The 23,308-nt window shown below is 43.6% G+C and carries 18 protein-coding genes; 9 read left to right on the top strand and 9 right to left on the bottom strand.

The window, feature by feature from the left end; genetic code table 11:
• Positions 1–686 precede the first annotated feature (686 nt).
• The 3 genes from argS (at position 687) to W293_RS0111230 (ending at position 4,661) form a co-directional block, all read left to right on the top strand.
• Positions 687–2,516 (top strand): arginine--tRNA ligase, encoded by a 1,830-nt coding sequence (argS, locus tag W293_RS0111240; protein WP_025652538.1) that lies wholly within the window; start codon positions 687–689, stop codon positions 2,514–2,516.
• Between the two features lie 80 nt (positions 2,517–2,596).
• On the top strand, positions 2,597–3,421 hold the full coding sequence (locus W293_RS0111235; protein WP_025652537.1) for an SPOR domain-containing protein: 825 nt from the start codon (positions 2,597–2,599) through the stop codon (positions 3,419–3,421).
• A gap of 145 nt (positions 3,422–3,566) precedes the next feature.
• Positions 3,567–4,661 carry a PTS transporter subunit IIC gene (locus W293_RS0111230; RefSeq protein ID WP_025652536.1) on the top strand — a complete coding sequence of 365 codons (1,095 nt, stop codon included), beginning with the start codon at positions 3,567–3,569 and terminating at the stop codon, positions 4,659–4,661.
• A gap of 130 nt (positions 4,662–4,791) precedes the next feature.
• Here the strand turns inward: W293_RS0111230 and W293_RS0111225 are convergent, their stop codons facing one another.
• The 5 genes from W293_RS0111225 to rdgB all read right to left on the bottom strand — a co-directional run bounded on the left by W293_RS0111225 (position 4,792) and on the right by rdgB (position 11,182).
• A complete protein-coding gene (locus W293_RS0111225; protein WP_084212319.1) occupies positions 4,792–5,808 on the bottom strand; it encodes an SDR family NAD(P)-dependent oxidoreductase in 1,017 nt (338 codons plus the stop codon).
• Between the two features lie 357 nt (positions 5,809–6,165).
• Entirely contained in the window at positions 6,166–7,443 is a 1,278-nt protein-coding gene (gene clpX / locus W293_RS0111220; RefSeq protein ID WP_025652534.1) for an ATP-dependent protease ATP-binding subunit ClpX, read from the bottom strand.
• Positions 7,444–7,658: 215 nt separating this feature from the next.
• Positions 7,659–8,336, bottom strand: coding sequence for an ATP-dependent Clp endopeptidase proteolytic subunit ClpP (gene clpP / locus W293_RS0111215; RefSeq protein ID WP_025652533.1), 678 nt, complete (start codon positions 8,334–8,336; stop codon positions 7,659–7,661).
• 351 nt (positions 8,337–8,687) lie between these two features.
• Entirely contained in the window at positions 8,688–10,031 is a 1,344-nt protein-coding gene (tig, locus tag W293_RS0111210; RefSeq protein WP_025652532.1) for a trigger factor, read from the bottom strand.
• 470 nt (positions 10,032–10,501) lie between these two features.
• Positions 10,502–11,182 (bottom strand): RdgB/HAM1 family non-canonical purine NTP pyrophosphatase, encoded by a 681-nt coding sequence (gene rdgB, locus W293_RS0111200; protein ID WP_025652530.1) that lies wholly within the window; start codon positions 11,180–11,182, stop codon positions 10,502–10,504.
• A gap of 501 nt (positions 11,183–11,683) precedes the next feature.
• On the opposite strand from rdgB, the gene W293_RS0111195 reads away from it, so the two are divergent.
• Positions 11,684–12,313, top strand: a complete 630-nt coding sequence (locus W293_RS0111195; protein WP_025652529.1) for a superoxide dismutase — start codon at positions 11,684–11,686, stop codon at positions 12,311–12,313.
• A gap of 75 nt (positions 12,314–12,388) precedes the next feature.
• Here the strand turns inward: W293_RS0111195 and W293_RS0111190 are convergent, their stop codons facing one another.
• The 3 genes from W293_RS0111190 to W293_RS0111180 form a co-directional block, all read right to left on the bottom strand.
• The gene (locus W293_RS0111190; RefSeq protein ID WP_025652528.1) at positions 12,389–12,967 is read right to left on the bottom strand and encodes a hypothetical protein; all 579 of its coding nucleotides are present in this window, start codon (positions 12,965–12,967) and stop codon (positions 12,389–12,391) included.
• A 158-nt stretch (positions 12,968–13,125) separates the two neighbouring features.
• On the bottom strand, positions 13,126–13,944 hold the full coding sequence (locus W293_RS0111185) for a DUF72 domain-containing protein (protein WP_025652527.1): 819 nt from the start codon (positions 13,942–13,944) through the stop codon (positions 13,126–13,128).
• 72 nt (positions 13,945–14,016) lie between these two features.
• Positions 14,017–15,111 (bottom strand): polyprenyl synthetase family protein, encoded by a 1,095-nt coding sequence (locus tag W293_RS0111180; RefSeq protein ID WP_025652526.1) that lies wholly within the window; start codon positions 15,109–15,111, stop codon positions 14,017–14,019.
• A 779-nt stretch (positions 15,112–15,890) separates the two neighbouring features.
• On the opposite strand from W293_RS0111180, the gene fadB reads away from it, so the two are divergent.
• The 3 genes from fadB (at position 15,891) to W293_RS0111165 (ending at position 20,196) form a co-directional block, all read left to right on the top strand.
• A complete protein-coding gene (fadB, locus tag W293_RS0111175) occupies positions 15,891–18,050 on the top strand; it encodes a fatty acid oxidation complex subunit alpha FadB (protein ID WP_025652525.1) in 2,160 nt (719 codons plus the stop codon).
• A 150-nt stretch (positions 18,051–18,200) separates the two neighbouring features.
• Entirely contained in the window at positions 18,201–19,373 is a 1,173-nt protein-coding gene (gene fadA, locus W293_RS0111170; protein WP_025652524.1) for an acetyl-CoA C-acyltransferase FadA, read from the top strand.
• A 247-nt stretch (positions 19,374–19,620) separates the two neighbouring features.
• Positions 19,621–20,196 carry an isochorismatase family protein gene (locus W293_RS0111165; RefSeq protein WP_025652523.1) on the top strand — a complete coding sequence of 192 codons (576 nt, stop codon included), beginning with the start codon at positions 19,621–19,623 and terminating at the stop codon, positions 20,194–20,196.
• A gap of 143 nt (positions 20,197–20,339) precedes the next feature.
• On the opposite strand, the gene W293_RS0111160 is transcribed toward W293_RS0111165, so the two are convergent.
• Complete coding sequence (locus W293_RS0111160) at positions 20,340–21,608, bottom strand: MFS transporter (protein ID WP_025652522.1); 1,269 nt, start codon at positions 21,606–21,608, stop codon at positions 20,340–20,342.
• A 238-nt stretch (positions 21,609–21,846) separates the two neighbouring features.
• On the opposite strand from W293_RS0111160, the gene W293_RS0111155 reads away from it, so the two are divergent.
• Both W293_RS0111155 and W293_RS0111150 read left to right on the top strand, forming a co-directional pair.
• Positions 21,847–22,491, top strand: a complete 645-nt coding sequence (locus W293_RS0111155) for an HD domain-containing protein (RefSeq protein WP_051395104.1) — start codon at positions 21,847–21,849, stop codon at positions 22,489–22,491.
• Positions 22,492–22,678: 187 nt separating this feature from the next.
• On the top strand, positions 22,679–23,284 hold the full coding sequence (locus tag W293_RS0111150) for a DUF1287 domain-containing protein (RefSeq protein WP_025652520.1): 606 nt from the start codon (positions 22,679–22,681) through the stop codon (positions 23,282–23,284).
• Positions 23,285–23,308: the final 24 nt, after the last annotated feature.

Below are 23,308 nucleotides of genomic sequence, written 5' to 3'. Positions count from 1 at the left end.
TAAAAACGCAATAAATATGGGTAATAGTACGTACAGCCCCCAACTGGTGACGGTACTGGCAGCAATAGCAAACATGGCTTAATCCTATAGAGTAGTAACATGCCATCTATTTAACGCTATTATCTTATAGTCAATTCACTATAAATTGGATAGGGTATTAGCCTTGCTTGGTCTACTATTGGTAGTACTTTCGCTCAGCTTCCTTATATCCAAATTATAGTGAACCAACTTTATCGCTTTTTAAAAATCACCCTAAAAAAGCGCATCACTCCTCAAATAATGAGCAGCAATAAAATAATAAATAAAAATTAAATAGAGGGGCAAAATACAAAGCGTCATTATAACGCGGAAGTCAGTGGGTATAAACTACCGCTATCAGTGAGACAACAGGAAAGATACAATTGCATTTTTTATTAAGGCGTGTTCTCAATCTGAACCCGAAATGCTAAATAACTGCCAATTAATCTCAAATATAAGTACCAACCTTCATAACCGTAAGATTTTGGTGCTAATTTTGGCGCAAATAGTGCAATAAAGCGCAAAGATTGTTATATTTACAGGTTACTTATCTTTTTATATTAATTTGTCACCTGCCATGTCAGTCGCTATTATAATAAGCCGTTACCGACTGCGCGCATTCGCCCCATTTTTTGTACCATTTTTTATTTATCTGAGTTTATAGTCCTATGTCACAAGCCCAAATTGATACGCTAGCATCCTTATTTAATGATGCGGTTCAAACCTTACAAGCCGATGGCGCGTTGCCAGCTGATTGGCAAAATAACAGTCAAATCACCCGTACAAAAGATTTAAGCCACGGTGATTTTGCCAGTAATATCGCGCTGACGGCTGCCAAAGCGGCTAAGAGCAATCCACGCCAGCTTGCCGAAAAAATCGTCAATGCGCTGCCTGACAACCAAGACATTCGCCAAATAGAAATCGCGGGTCCAGGCTTTATCAATGTCTTTTTAAATGCCGACGCTAAGTTTTCGGTGTTAGACGATATTTTTAAACAACAGGATCGCTTTGGTTTGAGCGACCAGTTCGAAGGGCAAAAGGTACAGGTTGAGTTCGTATCCGCCAATCCAACCTCTAGTTTACATGTCGGTCATGGACGCGGTGCTGCGTTTGGCATGAGCGTGGCAAACTTGCTCGAAGCCATTGGTTGTGACGTCACTCGTGAGTATTATGTCAACGATGCCGGTCGGCAGATGGACATCTTAGCGACCAGTACGTATCTGCGTTATCTAGAAGCCAACGGTGAACAAATAACTTTTCCCGTGAATGGCTATCAAGGCGACTATGTCAGTGATATTGCCCAAACACTAAAAGCACAACATGGCACTAGCTACGTGCACAGCTTTATAGACGTTGCTAAAAATGCGCCAGAAGATGCCCAGTTTGAAATCAATGATGATGGTGAAAAAACATTGCTATCAGGTGACAAAGAAGCGCATATTGATGGTCTAATTGCTAATAGCAAAGCATTGCTTGGTGATGGCTATGAGCTGTTTTTAAATGCAGCATTGAGCAGTATTTTGGCTGATATCAAAGATGACTTAAATGACTTTGGTGTGCGTTATGAATGCTGGTTTAGCGAAAGATCCATTGATAGTGAGATTGCGCCGGTTTTACAGATTTTAGAGGATAAAGGCTATCTGTACGAAAAAGACGGCAATATTTGGTTTAAATCGACTGATTTTGGTGATGAAAAAGATCGTGTGGTACGCCGTGCCAATGGACAATCGACTTACTTTGCCTCTGATATCGCTTATCATAAAAATAAGTTCGATCGTGGCTTTGATAAAGTCGTCAACGTTTGGGGCGCCGATCACCATGGTTATGTGCCACGGGTAAAAGCGGCGTTGTTAGCTTTGGGGATTGATGCAGAACGCCTTGATGTGGTGCTGGTTCAATTCGTAGCATTATGGCGCGGCAGTGAAAAAGTGCAAATGTCGTCGCGTTCAGGCAAGTTTGTCACCTTGCGTGAGCTGCGCCATGAAGTCGGTAACGATGCAGCGCGCTTCTATTATGTCGCGCGTAAGCCTGAAGTGCACGTCGACTTCGATTTAGAGCTGGCCAAATCACAAAGCAAAGACAACTTGGTTTATTACATTCAATACGCGCATGCACGGGTTTGCCGCGTATTAGAAAAGCTAGAATCCAGTGGTCTGATTGTAGACGATTTGATTGGTGCCCAGCACCAAAACTTGCTGACAGCGCCTAGTGAAGATGAGCTAATCAAACTCTTAGCGGCCTATCCAGCGACACTGTTACGAGCTGCTACAGGCTATGAGCCGCATGTACTGACCAACTATCTAAAAGATTTGGCAGCACTCTTCCACGGCTGGTACGATAGCAATCGTATTCTGCCAGTGAGCTTGACCTCAGGTGAGACGCCAAGCCAAGAAGAGCTCGATATGATGCAAGCCCGTCTGCGCTTGTCAAAAGCGGTACGTCACGTAGTGTCCAATGGGCTTAGTTTATTAGGGTTATCTGCACCGTCTAGCATGTAGAACATATACAGACGAGCGATAGCAATAATTCGACGATAATTCGATAACGACAGATAGATTCAGTAGGGAGAAAGAGATCCATGCTAGCCAAAAAACCTAAAGGTGCGACCGAAAAGCGCAAATCAAGTAGCGTATCAGGTTTATTATGGATGTTTGTCGGGGCAGTATTGACCCTAATGATCGGGGTGTTTTTGTACCTCTCACCATTATTTGATTTTAGTCCCGCTGATAGCACTGCCGGTAATGATCCTGATCGGCAGGTAGAGCCCCGCGTCGATACCGATACCGATAATAGCGATTACGAATTCTACGATATTTTGCCCAATCAAGAGATGGCGACCATCCCTGATGAAAATATCGGTGAAACAGGTAATGATGGCTTGGGCAGTATCGGTGCTTTTGAGCCGGACGTCGTCGTTACTCAACCGGAGAGCAATTCAGCCAGTCGCAATGATGATACGGGTAACTTTGGTATTTCTGAAAGCACCGTGATCGAGCCAAGCCGTGGTAACAATGCTGGTACGGCCAATAATAGCGATGATATCGTTATCGTTGAAGAAGACGCTACCTATGATGGCGCGCCGGCGACTAGTAATAGTGGCAATACGGCAAACCGAGCCAATAATTCAGGGACGAATGCGGCTAGCGTCCAACCTGCCAAACCTGCGGCGACCTATATCTTACAGATTAACAGCTTTGGTGATGCTGATGAAGCCGATCGTCGCCGTGCGCAAGTGCTCATGGCTGGCGTGGATGCAAGAGTAGTCAAAAACACCACGGGTAATGGTTTGCCAATTTATCAGGTCATCTCGCGTCCAATGAACAACCGTCAAGCGGTTGCTAGTGCGCAGCAGCGCCTACAAAACAACGGCATTGACTCCATCATCGTTGAGCAGCGCCGTTAGGTTGAATGCTTTGTGCTCGTTTTAGTCATGTGTTAACAATAAGAAAGCGTCGCAATGACGCTTTTTTTATCTCTGATTTTTGACAAGAGTGTTTTATCTTTTCGGTTTATTCTATCTTATTAAAACCTTCACAAAGAGTATGGCTATGACAGTATCTGACTCAGCAACACCGCCTACTGGCAACGTTAAAGCCTTTTTTCAAAAGTATTTTATCGATGCTTTTACAGGTATGGCTTTAGGACTATTTGTCACATTGATTGCTGGTTTGATTATCTCACAAATCGGTGGTTGGTTAGAAATGCCAGCACTCATCGCAGTCGGCAAGCTGGCCTCTGTATTAATGGGTGCTGGTATCGGTGTGGGCATTGCTTATTACCTCAAAGCGCCGACCTTGGTTATGCTCAGCTGCTTGGTAGCAGGGATGCTGGGGGCGCACTCTGAAGCGTTGATGGCAGGCACGCTTTTTACCCCGCAAGTGGGCGGACCTGCGACGTTCGTGGCTTTACCCGGTAATCCCATTGGTGCGTACCTGACCTCGGTATTTGCTTATCGCGCTGGTACTTGGGTCGCTGGCAAGACCAAGCTTGATATTCTGCTAGTACCATTATTGGTATGCGCGGTAGCATTAGCAGTTTGCGCACTATTGAATCCACCTATCGTCGCTGCTGTCGCTGCTATTGGTCAAGGTATTCAAGCGGCTACTGAGTTACAGCCATTATTGATGGGTATTGTCATTGCAGTGGTGGTGGGTATTTTATTGACCTTACCAACCTCTAGCGCTGCTATTTGTATCGCTATTGGGCTTGGCGGTGTAGCAGGTGGTGCAGCAGTTGTTGGTTGTGCGGCACACATGATTGGCTTTGCCGTTGCCAGTTTTAAAGACAATGGGATCAGCGGTGTCGTCTCTCAGGGTTTAGGCACGAGCATGCTACAAATTCCAAACGTGCTAAAAAAACCTGTGGTCTTATTGCCCGCTGTTGTCGCTAGCGCCATCGTTGGCCCTATCGCCACGGTCGGCTTTGGCTTGGCGTGTACGGCGACCGGCGCGGGTATGGGCACTGCTGGACTGGTAGGAGTATTTGGCGTTATTGAAGCGTCACAAGAGATTATGAGTAGCGCTCAACTATGGACAGCGATTATTTTATTGATGTTCGTATTGCCTGCGCTGATTGCTGGCGTCGTCGCTTATATGATGCGCCGTCTGGGCTGGTTAGTCGATGGCGATATGAAACTGCCTTAACATTAAGCTTTATATTTACTTTTATATTTAAAGTTACTTAAGATTTTTAGACTGTGAACAACCAAAAAAGCCCTGCTAGTGTAGCGGGGCTTTTTTGACCGTCTTTATCTTTATCTAAATCTTATAGCGACTAGGCCGATTTACGAACACCCGTTCTAGCAGGTTTCTTGCCTTTCAATTTGCGTGACAGCTTATTGACGTCATTCAGTATTTTGCTATAGCTTGCTGGAAACACGCGCTGTACGGCGTCGATCATTTTGGCATCGTTACCAATCAAGCAGCGCGGCTGGTTGCTTGCGGCCGCTTGCAGAATAATCCAAGCGGCATCGCTGGCATCGAACTTTAAGAATTTATTAAAACTGCTGATCGCTTTGCTGCCACCACGCATGCCAAGGTCACTGATGCTGTCATTACCACGCGCACTATTGGCAATATTGGTTTTGATGCCACCTGGGTGAATGCAAGTCGCTGAGACGCCGCAGCGCTGAATGTCGAGCTCTTGACGTAGGCTCTCGGTAAAGCCACGTACCGCAAACTTACTGGAATTATAGGCAGACTGCGAAGGCTGAGCGGTCAAACCAAACAGACTTGAGATATTAATGATATGACCATGTTCGTCAAATTGGCGTGCTTTGCTGTCTTTACCACTTTTAGTCGATTCGCTTTCTTTGACGCTATTTTTGATCAAAGGTAAAAAGGCTTTGGTGCCATAGACCACACCCCAAAAATTGATATCCATGACCCATTCAAGCTCATCGATACTGCTGCCTTCTACGGTCGAATATAGCGCCACGCCTGCATTGTTAAAGATGAAGTTCACTTTGCCGTGATCGCTCATGACGTCGTCTGCCCACGCTTGCACCGCTTTATTGTCTGAGACGTCGAGTACGGTCATAGTGACTTTGACATCATAACCGACGAGCAGTGCTTTGGTTTGGGCTAACTGCTCAGGATTGATATCGGATAGCGCGACATGACAGCCCATTTTTGCTAAATGAATGGCAAGCTCGCGACCCATACCAGAGCCGGCACCAGTGATAGCAGCGACATGATTGCGGTAATAGGGGGTAATGTCATGGTTTTCATTAGCAGAAAAAGGGAGGTGCTGACGTAGGGAGGTTGCTATAGAAGTAACATTGTTAAACATGATGAACAATCCTTTGTATCATTGATTCGGGAGGTTTGGTCGTAACTTTGGTCATCACTTTAGTCATGATTAAGGAGACCGCATAAGAAGTCGCTTTACCTTAGCATGATTTATGAATTTACCTGCCCACGATTGATAAACGCAGCTGTCATTTTTTGAGCCACCTATAGTCAGTGAAAAGTAATATCGAACCATCACGCACTGCTGATATCCATTTTTCTTGCTTGCTGCGTCTGTGCAGACAGACCCTATATCATTAAAAATGACCAGACATAAAAAAAGCGTCTTAGCATAATGCCAGACGCTTTTTTTGATGACAGTCAATTAAATAATTAGTTGTTATCATTGAACTATATATTAAGCGATTTCAGGGGTCTTGCCGTCGTTGATCACTTGCTCATCGACGAGCACAGTCTTTGCATCTTTCATAGACGGCAGCTCATACATAGTATCAAGCAACGCATTTTCTACGATAGAGCGTAAACCGCGAGCACCGGTTTTGCGTGCCATTGCTTTTTTGGCAATCGCATCAAGCGCTTCTTTGGTAAAGCTAATATCAGCGCCTTCCATATCGAACAAGTACTTATATTGCTTAACCAAAGCGTTCTTTGGTTCCGTCAATATTTGTACTAGCGCTTCTTCATCAAGCTCTTGCAGCGCGGCCAACACGGGCAGACGACCAATCAGCTCAGGAATCAGACCGAACTTGATTAAATCTTCTGGCTCGACTTGCTGGAGCAAATCTGAGCTACGTTTACTGTCATCTTTTGAGCTGACATCAGCATTGAAACCAATACCAGTTTTTTCTGTACGCTGCTGGATGACTTTATCAAGACCGGCAAACGCGCCACCAACGATGATAAGGATGTTGCTGGTATCGACTTGGATCAGCTCTTGCTGTGGATGCTTACGCCCACCGTGTGGCGGGATAGCAGCAACCGTGCCTTCGATAAGCTTTAGCAAGGCTTGCTGTACACCTTCGCCCGACACGTCACGCGTGATAGAAGGGTTGTCGCCTTTCTTACTGATTTTATCAATCTCATCGATATAGATGATGCCCTGCTCAGCTTTGCTCACATCGTAATCCGAGGCTTGCAAGAGCTTTTGCACAATGTTCTCAACGTCTTCACCAACATAACCCGCTTCGGTCAAGGTGGTGGCATCGGCCATTGCAAACGGCACATCAAGCAGACGTGCTAAAGTTTGCGCTAGTAAGGTCTTACCAGAGCCTGTCGGACCAATCAGCAAGATATTGCTTTTTGACAATTCAACCATTGCTTCATCAGCGCCAATCTTAGCTTTTTTGCTATCATTCGCCAAAGTTTGACTGACTTTTAGACGCTTATAATGGTTATAAACAGCGACCGCCAAGGCCTTTTTAGCAGCGTCTTGCCCGATGACATACTCATCGAGTTTGGCACGCAGCTCTTTTGGCGTCGGCAGTTTTTTATTGACCCAAGAGGTATCAATATCGCCATCAGCATCGTCATTGTCGGTATCAACATCCGCAATCAGGTCGGTACATAACTCAATACACTCATTACAGATATTGGCATCGTCAGCGGCAATCAGCTGTTTTACTTCGCTTTTTTCTTTGCCACAAAAAGAGCAATGCGGTGTTTTATCTTCTGCCATATAAAGGCACTCCTAAAATTTAAAACGTACAGTCATTCCACTATAAAAGTATTACTGCGTTAACCTCGCTTGAAGTATTACTTATACATCTACACTCGGTTGCCTTGTACTACTTTTAAATTGAATCGACTATATCAGTATTCCGATTGTTTGCATAAATGCCAAAGCACATAGGGCAAAGGCATTTAATGCTTATCAAAGCTGCTATATCATCATTATAATGAGTTAGGGCGACGTTCTAATACTTCGTCGACCAAACCATACTCTTTAGCCTCTTTGGCATCCAACCAATAGTCACGTTCGACATCTTTTTCGATTTTCTCAACCGGTTGACCGGTACGCTCAGCCAAAATCTCATTTAAGCGAGCACGAGTTTTTAGAATTTCACGCGCATTAATTTCGATATCAGTTGCTTGACCTTGCGCGCCGCCTGATGGTTGGTGAATCATCACGCGCGAGTTGGCTAGGGCATAACGTTTGCCTTTTTCGCCTGCTGCCAATAAGAACGAACCCATGCTATAAGCGCCGCCCATACAAATGGTCGATACTTCAGGTTTGATAAAGTTCATGGTATCAAAAATAGCCAAACCAGCGCTCACGGAGCCGCCCGGTGAGTTGATATATAAATGGATGTCTTTATCAGGGTTTTCAGCTTCTAAAAATAGCAGCTGAGCGACGATCAAGTTGGCCATATGGTCTTCAACTTGACCGGTCAAAAAGATAACACGCTCACGTAATAGGCGTGAGAAAATATCAAACGAGCGTTCACCGCGCGCTGACTGCTCAACCACCATAGGAACCAATGCTGCTTGAGTCGTACTTTGTACGTTGTCATGCGCACTCATCAGCATATCAAAATGCGGGTTAGCAGTAATACGATCATAATCTGTCATAAAGATGTCCTGTTTATAAGTACATAAAATAAAGAGAATAAAGAAATAGGGATTAGCAAACAGCCAAGCTTTTATTGATGCTTATCATTGTAAATGTTGTCGTCTTTTAATCATACTAACGGGCTAAAATAATAAGCGCCAGATGTCGCTAAAAATAATTGAACCAATGGTAACTTTTTTATGGGGGCAATAATAACGTTTTAATGTGACAAACGATAAATGACTCCCTATTAATAAGGCGTCTATAGACATTTATCAAGGGCACAAGCCATAAAGCACCAATAAAAATGCCCTAACAGAGCGTTAGGGCATTTTTAATACATTCTAAAGCAGTAGCGCTAAAATGCTAAATTACATTGCTTGCTGCTGTTGTTGCTGAGCAGCTAGCAAATCTTGGTAGCTCACTTCTTTATCCGTGACTTTACCTTGCTCGATTAGATAATCAACCACTTGGTCTTCTAGAACGACAGACTCAATGTTCGCGCGCTGTTGCTTATCAGTGGTGTAGTACTCGATCACTTCTGCTGGATCTTCATAGTTTTCAGCGGCTTCTTTAATGAAAGTCTCAACGCGGTCTTGGTCCACTTCGATACCTTTGGTGTCGATAACACGAGCAACGATGATGCCAAGACGGGCAGCACGTAGCGCTTGCTCTTCGAACAATTCATTTGGCAGCATGTCTTTATCGAAGCTATCAGCATTGGCACCGAATTGCTGAGAAAAACGTTGCATCATCATGTTGCGTTGACGCTCGATTTCTTGCTCTAGCATGGCGTTTGGCACGTCAAACTCGTTCTTTTCTAGTAGCGCATCAAAAGTCGCTTGTTTTACTTGGCTACGCGCTGCGTTCTTGATTTCGCGTTCCATGTTTTTGCGTACGTCTTCTTTTAATTTCTCAACGCCGCCTTCTTTAACACCGAATAGCTCTAGGAACTCTTCGTTGATTTCAGGTAATTTTGATTTTTCAACCAATTTTACGTTGATTTTGAATTGCGCTTCTTTACCCGCTAGGTTCTCAGCTTGGTAATCTTCTGGGAACGTGACGTCGATCACTTTTTCTTCGCCAGCTTTCATGCCTTTGATACCATCTTCAAAGCCTGGAATCATCTGGTTGCTACCGATGACCAATTTGAAGTCTTCAGATGAGCCGCCTTCGAATTTTTCGCCGTCGATTGAGCCTTCAAAGTCAAAGGTTACTTGGTTATCTTTGGCCGCTTTACCTTTTTTCTCAACGAACTCTTCACGTTGTTTTTGTAGGTTTTCGATCATTGTGTCGACGTCTTCTTCGCTAACTTTAGCCGTGTGACGCTCAACTTCGATTTCATCGATACCTTGGACGTCAACTTCTGGGAAGATCTCGACAGTGGCTTGATAAACCAAGAAATCGTCTTCTAGTTTTACATCGTCGATGTTAGGCATGCCAACTGCGCGGATGTCTTCAGATTTGATCGCTTCAAAAACGGTATCACGGATCACATCGTTGATGACTTCTTGTTGAATGCCAGCACCGTACTGTGAACGGATATGTGACATAGGGACATTACCTTTACGGAAACCGTCAATCTTGGCAGTTTTCGCTACTTGACGAATACGGCCTTCAACTTTGTTTTGAATTTTTTCAACGGGTACTTTAACCGTTAGCTGAGTTTCTTTATTAGATAGCTTGTTGGTTGTGACTTGTAAATCTGTAGCCATGTTAGTTACACCTTTAGGATTAAATAGTAATAGACAACCAAGCTGCAAAATACGCGTGAGCTACTGGTTGCCGTTGGAATAAATAGGGGATATTGATAGCGCGCAGTTTCGCAGCCCATGCCTGTAGCAATCGCTACTGACACAAAAATGTGAAAAGCTTTATTTTGATAAACGCTACCAAATATCAATAATAAGCCGCTAATGTACCGCATAATAACGCTTTTTGCTCAATTATACAGACAAATAACGGCTTTCAATAAAATTTTAAAAGTAGAACAGTATAATCTATCTGCTTATTAAAGTAAAAGTTATCTGTTTATCATCCGTTTACTTTGCGTCCACTATAGTACCAATCGCGCTTAGAGAGTGCTTTGAGCATTTCATTTGACTGCTTGATAGTAACGTTAGCATGACTATCAAATGCAAAATAAGCTATAACCGTCTTTAGCGCTAGCGCTTATCAATGGTGCTTATAAAGGCAGTTGTGCCAATAGTTGCTGAATCGCCTGACCGCGATGGCTAATGCGGTTTTTATCCTCAGCGCTTAGGCTCGCCGCACTGGCTTGCAACTCTGGCAACCAAAATAGTGGATCATAGCCAAAGCCGCCATCGCCATGTGGCGCCGCCAAAATCTCACCGTGCCATAAACCTTGGGCGATAATCGGTAATGGGTCATCAGCATGACGCACCATTGCCAATACACAAACAAACATGCCTTTAATAGAAGCATCTGGCTTCGCTGCGCGAATAGGCTGCAAGTCAGCGATGAGCTTAGCATTATTTTTACTGTCATTGCCGTGCTCGCCCGCATAACGTGCCGAATAGATGCCGGGTGCGTTGCCCAATACTGGCACACAGAGTCCCGAGTCGTCAGCGATAGCAGGTAATCCGCTGGCTCGGCTGGCATGTCGCGCTTTGATAATGGCGTTCTCAACGAAGCTTAAGCCATCCTCAATCGCATCGTCGATATCGAGATGACCTTGCGGGATAATCGTCACATCCAAGTCAGCTTCGGCAAACAGTCTTTTAAACTCCGCCAGTTTGCCCTTATTATTACTGGCAAGTACCCATTGGCTATCTGGCGTTGTTTGTGTTGAATCAATTGAGGCTGTCGGCTGTTGATGAGTGTCTGTGGCGTTGCTATAACTCATGGTATTCGTCCATCATAGGGTTGTTTGTCAAGTAAACTGTTATTTTGACGTTTTATACGCTAGCGATAATAGTAAACAATGCGTGAGCGTTGTTTGTATGGTTTGCACTGGCATATTCTAAGCTAGCACCGGCTAAATTACCAATTAGCATAAGGAATCAATGATTCATAACATTTGGTAACTGATATTTGTCATTACTATTGCTATAATACAAAACAAGCTACAGTGAATTATATCTTATAGCTTGTAAACTTAAAGTTAATAATACTATCAAACCCCAATAATGGCTTTTAAGTCAATAACTTGGTGTTTAATGGTGTAATAACGATTAAGTATCACTTGCTTGAGATAGCTTTTAAATTTAGAATTTTTTAGGTTTACAGCATATTGAGTAATAAATCTCACTAACAATAAACTAAGCCAATTTAGTCCAATAATTTATAGCGTTCATTTGAAGCTATACCTAATACTAATGGCTAAACCAGCAAGGATAAAATAACTATGTCAAACATTACTTTACCAGACCTACCATATGCAAAAGATGCTTTAGAGCCGCACATCAGTGCTGAAACTTTAGAGTTCCATCATGATAAGCATCATAATGCATATGTGACTAAGCTTAACGAGTTGCTACCGGGTTCTGGTCTAGAAGACAAAACATTGCCAGAAATCATCGTAGCAACAGCTAAAGATGACAGCAAGCAAGGTATGTTCAACCAAGCAGCCCAAGTATGGAACCACACGTTCTATTGGAATTGCATGACGCCAACCAATGGCGGCGGCGAACCTACTGGCGACTTGAAAGCTAAAATTGAAGAAGATTTCGGTAGCTATGATAAGTTCCGTGAAGAGTTTAAAAACGCTGCACTCACTCAGTTCGGTTCAGGTTGGGCGTGGCTAGTCGCTGATAAAGTCGGTGGCAAACTGTCAATTGCTAAAACAGCAAATGCTGATACACCACTTGCACATGACCAAGTAGCGGTATTGACTTGTGACGTGTGGGAACATGCATACTATATCGATTATCGTAACCGTCGTCCTGACTATGTTGACACGTTCCTAGACAAGCTAGTGAACTGGGACTACGCGAACGCAAAATACAAAGGTCAAGATGCTGGTGTTGAAGAGTAATCTTTAATCCAAGTATTTGATTAATAAAAAAGGACGCTGAGAGGCGTCCTTTTTTTTGGTTTAATATGTTTCTGATTAGTCTTCTAATGCTTTTGTCCAGAAATTTCTCAAAGCTTTGATGTAACGCTGAATATCAGTTTTGGTCAAAACGACACTTTCGTTAACTATAAGGTTTGGAAAATATTTATTTAAATTGCGTCCAGAGTCACCCTCAAATCCGTGCTTTATCACATTAGCAACATACCTTAACTCTTTATTCAGTGCTTTCCAATCAGAACAGGAATCAAGATCATAATTATCTTGAGCTAATAGAGGCTTCAATATATCAGTATCGGCTGAACCAAATGCTCTTATTTTTTGTCGCTCAAAAAGATGAAATAACCAGACTGCTGTAGAATTTAAAAACTCTTGCTTTAACTCTTGTTCAATCAAAAAGTGATTAACTTCCTCAAAATAAGCATCTTCTTCTATCATTCCTACATCATCTATGTCAGGATCAAGACTCTTTGATTTCTTTTCAAGAAATAGCTTTCTTTTTTCTATAGCTTCTAATTCAATACTTTCAAAACTACTTAATAGTCGAGTAAGAGTTGTCCGTTCGAATCCATCTATCTCTTGCTCGATATTTATTTTTATTATTTCGGGATCCATCATATTATATTCCTCCTCAGGAAACGTAAATTCAGGCTGTAGATAGCGTAGTAGACGTAGGCTGGTTTTTTTAACCCAGCACTGTGTCTTTATAAAGTTTTAAAGCTGGGTTAAAAAAACCAGCCTACAAATATAGTTAAGATTATTATTTAAACTTAATCCTACAACACCTCAAACCCAAACTTACCCAACGCTTCTCGCAGCATTGCAATATTATAATAAGCATGCGCATTCACAGTATTTTGAAAGAAGATATAGAGTGTATCAAAGTGCTGACGCTGATTGGCAATCGCTTGCGCCCAGTCCTGCATCTCCGCCTCGCTGTAGCGATAATCATGACGGTCAGCCGCGCTCATCGCATCCCACCAGTTTAAATTATTACCATGCATACGCAGATAGCCCGTACGTTCGGTAAATATCAATCTTGACGGCGGCAATCCAGTGACTTTGGGATAATCGACGCTACACCAAATCAGCCCTTGTTGTATAAAACTATCAACCACTTGTGGCGTGTGCCAGCCATTGTGACGAAACTCGATGGCGAGTGGGTAGTCCTGAAACCAGCTAACGAGATTGGCCAGATAAAGACGATGCTCACGAGTACGATCAAAGCCGTGTGGGAATTGCAGTAGTAATGGCGCGAGACAATTAGCTTCTATAAGAGGCGTTAGCGCAGTCAAGAAAGCTTGCGCGTGTTCGGCAGTGCCTTTACGTGCATGAGTAAAGTCTTGATGAAGTTTGACCGCGAACTTCAATTCACTGTCTACTTGCACATAGGCTTTATTGACCATACCGGCAAAGGCTTTTTGACCGATAGGCGCGTAGAAAGTGCTATTAATCTCGACCGCGCCGTATTGCTTGGCGTATTCGCGTAAGAAGTCCGTTTTTTTGGTGCCGGTTGGGTACAGCGTACCAAGAAGATCGGTGTCGCTATAGCCACCAGTGCCAAGGTAGATACGCTGAGTAGGGGTACTATCCATGTTGACCACCCTTTGCTATTTTTGCTAATTAAAATGTTTAGCTAGATTTTTACGCACTTATTTGTTTTCTCGTTATTTCTTTCTTGCCCATAACCATTCAATGAGTGCCATCAGCGCATCATTCTCTTCATTACCGTTAAGTTCACGAGAAATGGCTGCGCGTCCATCATCAAATAGCGATTGTGCATAGCTAGTTGCATCATCAACGCCCATCAGCTTCACGTAAGTAGACTTGTCTAGTTTTTCATCGCTGCCAGCAGGTTTGCCGAGCGTATCGGTGCTAGTGGTGACGTCTAAAATATCGTCCTGAACCTGAAAAGCCAGACCAATATGCTGTGCGCAATCCTGCAAGGCCATACGCTGTGGAGCGGTCGCGCCAGCACAGATACCACCCATCAGCATAGCCGCTTCAATCAATGCGCCCGTTTTATCACGGTGGATGGCTTCTAACTCGCTTTGCGTGATATCAATGCTGGCTTCAGCATTCAGATCGAGCATTTGCCCTGAAACCATGCGTCTGGCACGCGGCGCAAATATCGCGATTAATTGGCTGGCGATAGCGGAGTCAAAGGGTGCAAAAGTGGGCAGCTCTGCGGTCAATACCTCAAAGGCTAGCGTCTGTAGCACGTCACCAGCGAGTAGGGCGGTTGATTCTGCAAAGACAATATGCGCGGTCGGCTGACCACGGCGCAAGTCGTCATCGTCCATACACGGCAAATCATCATGCACCAATGAATAGGTATGCAACAGCTCTACTGCCAACGCTGCACGGCGCGCCATATCATAGTCGGAATCGTTTTCTAGTAGTGATTCTAAATCGCTATTTTGAAGGGCTTTGTTATCAATGCTTTTATCCACACTTTCATCGTCATTACTAACATTATTATTAGCGCTTCCATTAACATTGTCATTATTATTAAAGGCATCATTAGCATTGCTACGATTTATGCTGTCAAAGGCACTGGCAACCAATAATGGGCGTACCAATTTACCTTGACCAGTCATCACGTAGCGGCAGGCATCAAGCAGTGGGTTTGGCAGCTCGGCATAAGCAAACAGCACGTCGATATCTTGTGACAATTGCGCGCGCACGGTGCTGTGAAATTGCTCAGTGTTGTTATTAAAGCTAGTAAAAGACATAAAGCTTGGCGTAGAGGAAACAGTCATAACCCAACCATCTATCAAGTGAATAATAAAAACGGTATTAGTGTAGCATGATAGGTAGGATTGCTTATGCGACACATGGTATCAATAGAGGGTTTTTTTGCAATTTAAAGCAGTCGTATGATGCTAAGGTATCAGGGTTTGAGTGCAATATGGCAACAAGGCATCGTTACCTATTACTGATTTAACTTAGCGGTTGAATATGTTTTGATAAGGGAGCGTGTCGGGCATTTTATGCCAGTTGTTCATCGTGTTTAGCGCGTTAATAGTTCAGTATACAGATACTCACTAAAGCACGTTCGCCGCTAGGTAAAGGGCTAGTATCGACTTAAGAGTGACTTGCGAGTATGGTATTAGCTTGTGACAGTTAGGGGCATAATCCCCTACACTAATTGACGTAAAAATGGTCTGATGACAATGTTGACGACGCTATTGTGCTTTTAACCACCCCATCTGATTGATAAAGCTCAGTATTGGCTCAAATCCCAGTCAGCATCTATAACATCAGTACCTGTAGCAATAGCATATAAATGAAGCGCCTTATGCATCGGTGCAATAAAGTTAGCATCGATGTATAGCAATGAGCGCTGGATAATAAAGATATCTTCACTGCTTAATCTGTCATGTATTTATGGTTATGATACAGCAAATTGGCGGTGCTATTACCCGTTTTACTAACAATAACCGGCTATTTTTTATATTCTAAAACATCGCTTTTATGATGTAATTTTTATCACTTAGCTTTTACTACATAGCCTTTATTACATAGCAAGGAGTTCCACATGGTATACCAAGGAAATCGCATCACGGTGACAATGCTAGAAGATGGCATCGCCAACATGCAGTACAACGCCGAAAATGAGAGCGTGAATAAGTTCGATGCTGAGACCAATAAGCAATTTGGTGAAGCGGTTACTGCATTAGAAAAAGCCGATAACGTCAAAGGTTTGATCGTAACTTCAAGCAAAGGCGTGTTTATCGCTGGTGCTGATATCACAGAATTTGTCGGCTCTTTTAAAAATCCAGAAAGCGAGATCAAAGACTGGGTCATTAGTATCAATCATGACTTTAATCGTTTTGAAGATTTGCCGTTTCCAAAAGTAGCGGCCATCAATGGCGCAGCGCTTGGCGGTGGTTGTGAGATGACCTTGGTTTGTGAATACCGTGTCATGAGCGACAAAGCTATCATTGGTCTACCAGAAACCCAACTGGGTATCTTCCCAGGTTTTGGTGGTACGGTTCGTAGTACGCGTGTGATTGGTATCGATAATGCGCTTGAATTAATCGCGACTGGTACACCGAAAAAACCACTGGACGCACTAAAACTTGGTCTCGTTGATGCAACCGTTGCTGCAGATGACTTGCAAGATGCTGCGATTGACCTAGTCAAAAAATGTATCTCAGGTGAGCTTGATTGGCAAGCGAAGCGTGAAGAGAAGCTTGCGCCTGTTAAGCTAAATCAGCTTGAGCAAGCAATGGCATTTAACAGTGCTAAAGGTATGATCTTTGCCAAAGCCAATCCTAAGCAGTATCCTGCGCCTGCGCTTGCTATTGAAGCAATCGAAAAGCATGTCAATCTGCCTCGTGACAAAGCAATCGAAGTCGAAGCGACTTACTTTGCAAAAGCGGCGAAAACCCCACAAGCAGAAAGCTTGGTTGGTCTATTCTTAAACGATCAGTTGGTTAAGAAACTTGCTAAGCAGCACAGCAAGCAAGCACATGAAATCAATGAAGCGGCCGTACTTGGCGCGGGTATCATGGGCGGCGGTATCGCTTATCAAGCAGCCAGTAAAGGCTTGCCAATCATCATGAAAGACATCAAGTCTGAGCAATTAGACCTTGGTATGGGCGAAGCCAGCAAGCTACTTGGCAAAATGGTCGAACGTAAGAAAATGACCCCAGCTAAAATGGGTGAAACGTTAAGCCGTATCCGTCCGACTTTGAACTATGGTGACTTTGCTGAAACTGATATCGTTATCGAAGCGGTGGTAGAAAATCCAAACGTTAAGCGTGCAGTACTAAAAGAAGTAGAAGGCTTGGTAAAAGACGATTGTATCCTAGCGTCAAATACGTCAACTATCTCTATTACTTTCTTGGCTGAAGCACTTGAGCGTCCAGAAAATTTCGTCGGTATGCATTTCTTTAACCCGGTAAGCCGTATGCCATTGGTTGAAGTCATTCGTGGTGAAAAGTCCTCTGAAGAAGCCATTTCTACTACGGTCGCCTTGGCTACTAAAATGGGTAAAGTGCCTGTAGTTGTGAACGACTGCCCAGGTTTCTTGGTAAACCGTGTGTTATTCCCATACTTTGGTGCCTTTGACTTGCTCCTTAAGCAAGGTGCGGACTTTGCTCATGTCGATAAAGTCATGGAAAAATTCGGCTGGCCGATGGGTCCTGCTTACCTAATCGACGTCGTTGGTTTAGATACTGGCGTACACGGCGCAGAAGTCATGGCAGAAGGTTTCCCTGACCGCATGAAGCCTGATTATAAAGGCGCGATTGAGCTTTTATATGAAAACAAACGCTTAGGTCAGAAAAACGGTGTTGGTTTCTATAAATATGAGATGGACAAACGCGGCAAACCAAAGAAAGTTGCTGATGAAGCGACTTATGAGCTATTAAAAGCCACGACAGATAGCGACAAGCAGACCTTTGAAGATCAAGCAATTATTGACCGCACTATGCTGGCTTTCTGCAATGAAACTGTACGCTGCCTAGAAGACAATATCGTCAGCACGCCATCAGAAGCTGATATGGCGATGATTATGGGCGTTGGTTTCCCGCCATTCCGCGGTGGTCCTTGCCGTTATATCGACCAAATGGGTCTAGATAACTACTTGGCACTGTGTGAAAAATACGCATACCTTGGCAAAGCCTATGAAGCCCCGCAAAAGATTCGCGATATGGCAGCAGCAGGCGAGACCTTTTACGCCACGGCGTAATGGGCAGTCATTACTAGGATAAAGTGCAGTACATCATGCTCGATAAGATTATTGGTAATTAATTTATTATTAGTAACCTTAACATTCTAAATTAGATAGGCGAGCATTGCGGTACTGCCACTGACAATAAAAATTGAAAAGGAAAATAGTATGACAACTTTAAGTCCAAAAGACGTGGTCATCGTAGATGGCGTACGCTCAGCAATGGGTAAAACTAAAAACGGCATGTTCCGCCATGTTCGCGCCGATAGCATGTCTGCTGAATTGGTCCGTGCCTTGGTTGAGCGTAACGACTTTGACCCACGTGACGTCGAAGACATCATCTGGGGCTGTGTCAATCAGACGCTAGAGCAAGGTTTGAACATCGGTCGTAACATTGGTCTGCTAGCTGGTATTCCAAAGACTGCTGGTGGTCAAACGGTTAACCGTCTATGTGGTTCATCTATGCAGGCGCTTCACACTGCTGCTGCTCAAATCATGACCAACCAAGGTGACGTTTTCATCATCGGTGGTGTTGAGCATATGGGTCACGTCGGCATGATGCATGGCGTTGATCTCAACCCTGAAGCGTCAAAGCACTATGCAAAAGCTTCAAACATGATGGGCTTGACTGCTGAAATGCTTGGTCGTATGAACAATATCACTCGTGAAGAGCAAGATGCTTTCGGTCTTGAGTCACATCGCCGCGCATGGGCTGCAACGACTGAAGGTCGTTTTGACAATGAAATCATCGGTATCGAAGGTCATGATGCTGCTGGTCGCTTGCAACTATGTACCGTTGATGAAGTGATTCGTCCAGACGCGACGATGGAGCAAATGCAAAAGCTACGCCCAGCCTTTGATCCTAAAGGTGGCACGGTGACTGCTGCAACCTCATCTGCCCTGTCTGACGGTGCGTCAGCGATGCTAATGATGAGCGCGCAAAAAGCCAAAGAATTAGGTCTAAAGCCACGTGCACGTATTCGTAGCATGGCAGTCGCTGGTTGTGATGCCGCTATCATGGGTTATGGTCCTGTACCTGCGACGCAAAAAGCCCTTAAGCGTGCTGGCATGAGCATCGATGACATGCAAACCATCGAGCTAAACGAAGCGTTTGCCGCGCAAGGCTTGTCAGTCCTAAAAGCCTTGAACTTGACGGACAAGCAAGACATCGTCAATATCAACGGTGGTGCGATTGCCCTAGGCCATCCACTAGGATGTTCAGGCGCTCGTATCACGGTTACTTTGCTAAATGCGATGGAGCAGTCAGATACTGAAATCGGTCTAGCGACGATGTGTATCGGTCTTGGTCAAGGTATCGCGACGATTATTGAGCGTGTGTAAGCTTTAAATTTTTTATAGCTGTTAGCTTATTATTTTTCAATGAAACCCTTAGTCATAATGACTAGGGGCTTTTTTATGGAGTCAATAAAGTAGAGAAAGATATCATATTACTCATTAATAAAAATTATCTCCATTGACGCCCTCAGCAAACTATGACTAAATAAGAGCTAGGTTTAATAATAATGATATAGAGGCCAAATATAGCGTCGCCTTTACCTATTAATATCAGTCGTACAAGGAGTGTGCCATGTCTACTATGATTACCGATCGTACCTATCGAATCGCTCGCGAAAATACCCAAGCGATGATAATCGATGTTCAAGAACGCTTAACGCCGCATATTTATGACCATGAAAATATCGTCAAAAAGACAGTCACTTTGATCAAAGGTCTACAAGCCCTCAACATCCCAATTATGCTCAATGAGCAATATAAAAAGGGACTCGGCGATACCCTGCCTGAGATACGTGATGTGCTAGAAGGCGACAATGCCAAAAGCTTTGAAAAAATCACTTTTAGCGCTTGTGATAATGACGATTCATGGCATTATTTAGCCCAACAAAATCGTAGCATTGTTCTATTATTTGGGGTGGAGGCGCATGTCTGCGTCATGCAAACGGCGCTTGATTTGCTCGATAATGGTATGCAGCCAGTGATTATTGGTGATGCGGTTGGCTCGCGCTTTCCTTATGATAAGAAGCAAGCGATTCGCCGTATCCGCCGCGCTGGTGGCGTGATTAGTACGGTAGAATCCATTCTTTTTGAATTGTGCCGCAGTAGTAAAGACCCTGCTTTTAAGACCATTAGTAATTTGATTAAGTGACTTAATTAGCTTAATTAGCTGGATTGATTGGTTATAAGACAATGTTTAATCATTAATAAAAAAGATAGCGCTTAAGGCTTAGGCGCTATCTTTTTTAAATGCTAACTTTTTTCGCCTTTAAGTAACGATTTGAAATAAGGCTCTTAAACAACTTTTGAAGTTGGTTTAACAGTAGGTTTAATTACTGGTTTGTCCTTTATTTTCAAGACTAAAAAAGTGGCTAAAGCGACGGCAATAATCAGTACCCAGCCAGTCGGCATCCAACTGCCTGTCAATCCTTTCACGCTCTGCATCAGCAACACCATCATAACGCCACCGAGATTGCCCATCATCATCAGCATGGCAACTGCTTTGGCGGCTTGTGACGCATGTACGGTGTCTTCAGCAGCGGCAATCAGTAATGGATAACCTGCCAACAAGAAAAATCCTAATATAAAGCTCAGCAATAATGTTGTGGTTCCTGTCGTTAAATATAACAAGGGATAGGTGGCGCTAGCACCAATTAGCGTTGCCAATATTAAAAAAATGCGCCGTTTTTGTAGATAGTCAGATAATAGCGGAATCAGTAGCGCGCCTAAAATACCGCCGACGATCAGCATGGCAGTAATGATGCCCGCCGTCGCTTCATCAATGCCGCGGGGCGCAAGAATAGGTGCAATCCAGTTACTCAGCCCATTAAAATAACCCATCGCAATAAACACCGCTAATGAGATAAACCATAGGCGCTTATTTTTTAATAGCGATTCGATTTCGTGCAGTGAGATAGCGCTATCTTGTTGTTTGGGTTTTTCAACGACCACTAATAAAAAGCCTACTACTGCCACCGCCGTAATAATAACATTGATAAGTAGCATGCCAGAGAAGCCAAACGCCTCGATTAATGGGGCAGGGGCAAAAGCACCAAGGGCAGTCGCCAAAAACATCCCGCCCATAATCACGCCCGTTACGGTGGCGATTTGCGATTTATCAAACCAATCCGAGGTCACCTGATTAATGGCATTGGTAATATACGGCTGAGCGATGGCGATAAGCAATTGCCCTGCAAATACTAGCCAATAATGATCAGCGCCCAACCAGCGTATGATTGAGCCTATCAGCATAAGCAGCGCGGCTATGCTTACGATTTTTTTATAGCCAATGTTATCGAGCACCTTGCCTGAATGGATGGCAAGCAACACAAAAACGATAGGGAACATCAAAGTTAATAAATTGGCGAAAAACTCATTAACGCCGAAATGTGCCTCGGTGCTAATTACGATGGTCGCAAAGGTCAGCCATAAAAACTGATTGACCCCAAGTAAAAGAGAGAATCCTGCGATAATAAGCCATTTATTAGGCGGTTTTTTCTTAAAAGGTGGTGCCGTAGCAAGTGGTAAAGTGGCACGCGTTGCAGCGTCAGTGGTGGGTGGCATCGACATATCCTTGTCTGGTGCAGGTTCTTATAAATTGTTTTACAATCTGCCTGCTGACTTATTATGAGCATTAGTTGAATCTTAAACAATAAAAAATTAAGACACTTGCTATTATTACCCCTGCAAAAATTTAGATGGTTAGCAGTACGCGCAAAATGTCGACTACAATAATTACTTTTGCGTAAAGATTAGATTCGGATACAGCGTTAACCATTCACCGTTTAAATGAGAGAAAGCCATGTCAGAAAACGCCATATTATCAACCAAGCAGACCCCAGTACCCAACCCGAAGATTCCCTCCAACATCGGTATTGATGACGTGACCCATTTTTTATTAGAGCTTGATGCGCTTAAACGTGTTAATCGGCGCAGCTATGTGACGGGTACGACCCGTTTAGAAAACTCTGCCGAGCATTCTTGGCATTTGGCGATGGCGTGTTGGTCAATCGCTGATTTGTTTGAGCTGGATGTCAATCATGAGAAATTGCTCAAGATGGCACTAATACATGATTTAGGCGAGATTGATGCCGGCGATACTTTTTTATACGCCGATACGCGAGTTGATGCGCATGTTGAAGAACGTGCGGGAATTGTTAGATTGCAAAATGAGCGTGGAAATGGGATTGCTGATTTAAGTGAGATTTGGGAAGAGCAGGAAACAGGTGATAGTAAAGAAACCCAACTGCTAAGAGTAGTTGATCGCTTGTTACCATTTTTGCTTAATATAAATACCAATGGAAAAACTTGGATTGATGCTAACGTTACACGCTCGCAAGTTGCTGGCGCGCATGGCTTTATTAAAGACAGCTTTCCGAGTATCCATGATTGGATAGCAAAACAGATTGAATATGCGACTAAGCAAGGATGGCTGATTGATAAGTAAATTGATAGCAGATTTGACAGCTAGCCTTTTTATTTAATAGCCTTTTTATTTAATAGTGTGGTCATTTAATAGCTTTGTCATTCAATAGTATTGTCATTTAACAGCGTCACCTTTTTACTGACTCACCATGGTTGACGCTGTCTAAAACCTTTATATTGAATAGTATCAATAATAACAGAGAGGCTACATGCGCTTATTTAAAAACTATAAAACATTGTGTAAATCTCTAGCCTTTGTCAGCATGCTGGGACTAGCGCAAATGGCGCAAGCGCTTGCTCCTATCAGTGATGGTGATAAATTGGCGCACGATGCCAAAAAACAGATCGGTGTTACGGTGAGTTATGATCCTACTTATCGTAAATTGGAGTTTCCGCGTGGCGATGTAGCAATAGAGACCGGTGTCTGTACCGATGTGATTGTCCGTGCTTATCGTTTGCAAAATGTGGATTTGCAGCAGTTGGTCAATCATGATATGAAAGGAAATTGGTCCGCCTATCCAAAGACTTGGGGCTTGAAGTCAACGGACAAAAATATCGATCATCGACGTGTGCCCAATCTTGAAACGTTTTTTGCGCGTCATGGAAAAACGTTATCTACGACTGATAAAGACAGCTTTAAAGCCGGAGATATTGTAACGTGGCGCTTGCCAAACGGCGGTTTGCCGCATATAGGTATCGTCTCAGACAAAGCAGCTGCTGATGGTGCGCCGCTGATTATTCATAATATTGGCCGTGGTACGCAAGAAGAAAACATCCTTTATGCTTATCCTATACACAAACACTTTCGATATTGATAAAGGCCTTTGCACAGGGTAGCC

Origin of the sequence: Psychrobacter sp. TB67 (assembly GCF_000511065.1) — a bacterium.
Lineage (GTDB): Bacteria > Pseudomonadota > Gammaproteobacteria > Pseudomonadales > Moraxellaceae > Psychrobacter > Psychrobacter okhotskensis.
The sequence above is the reverse complement of the archived record's forward strand: the minus strand, read 5'-3'. Positions and strand labels throughout refer to the sequence as shown.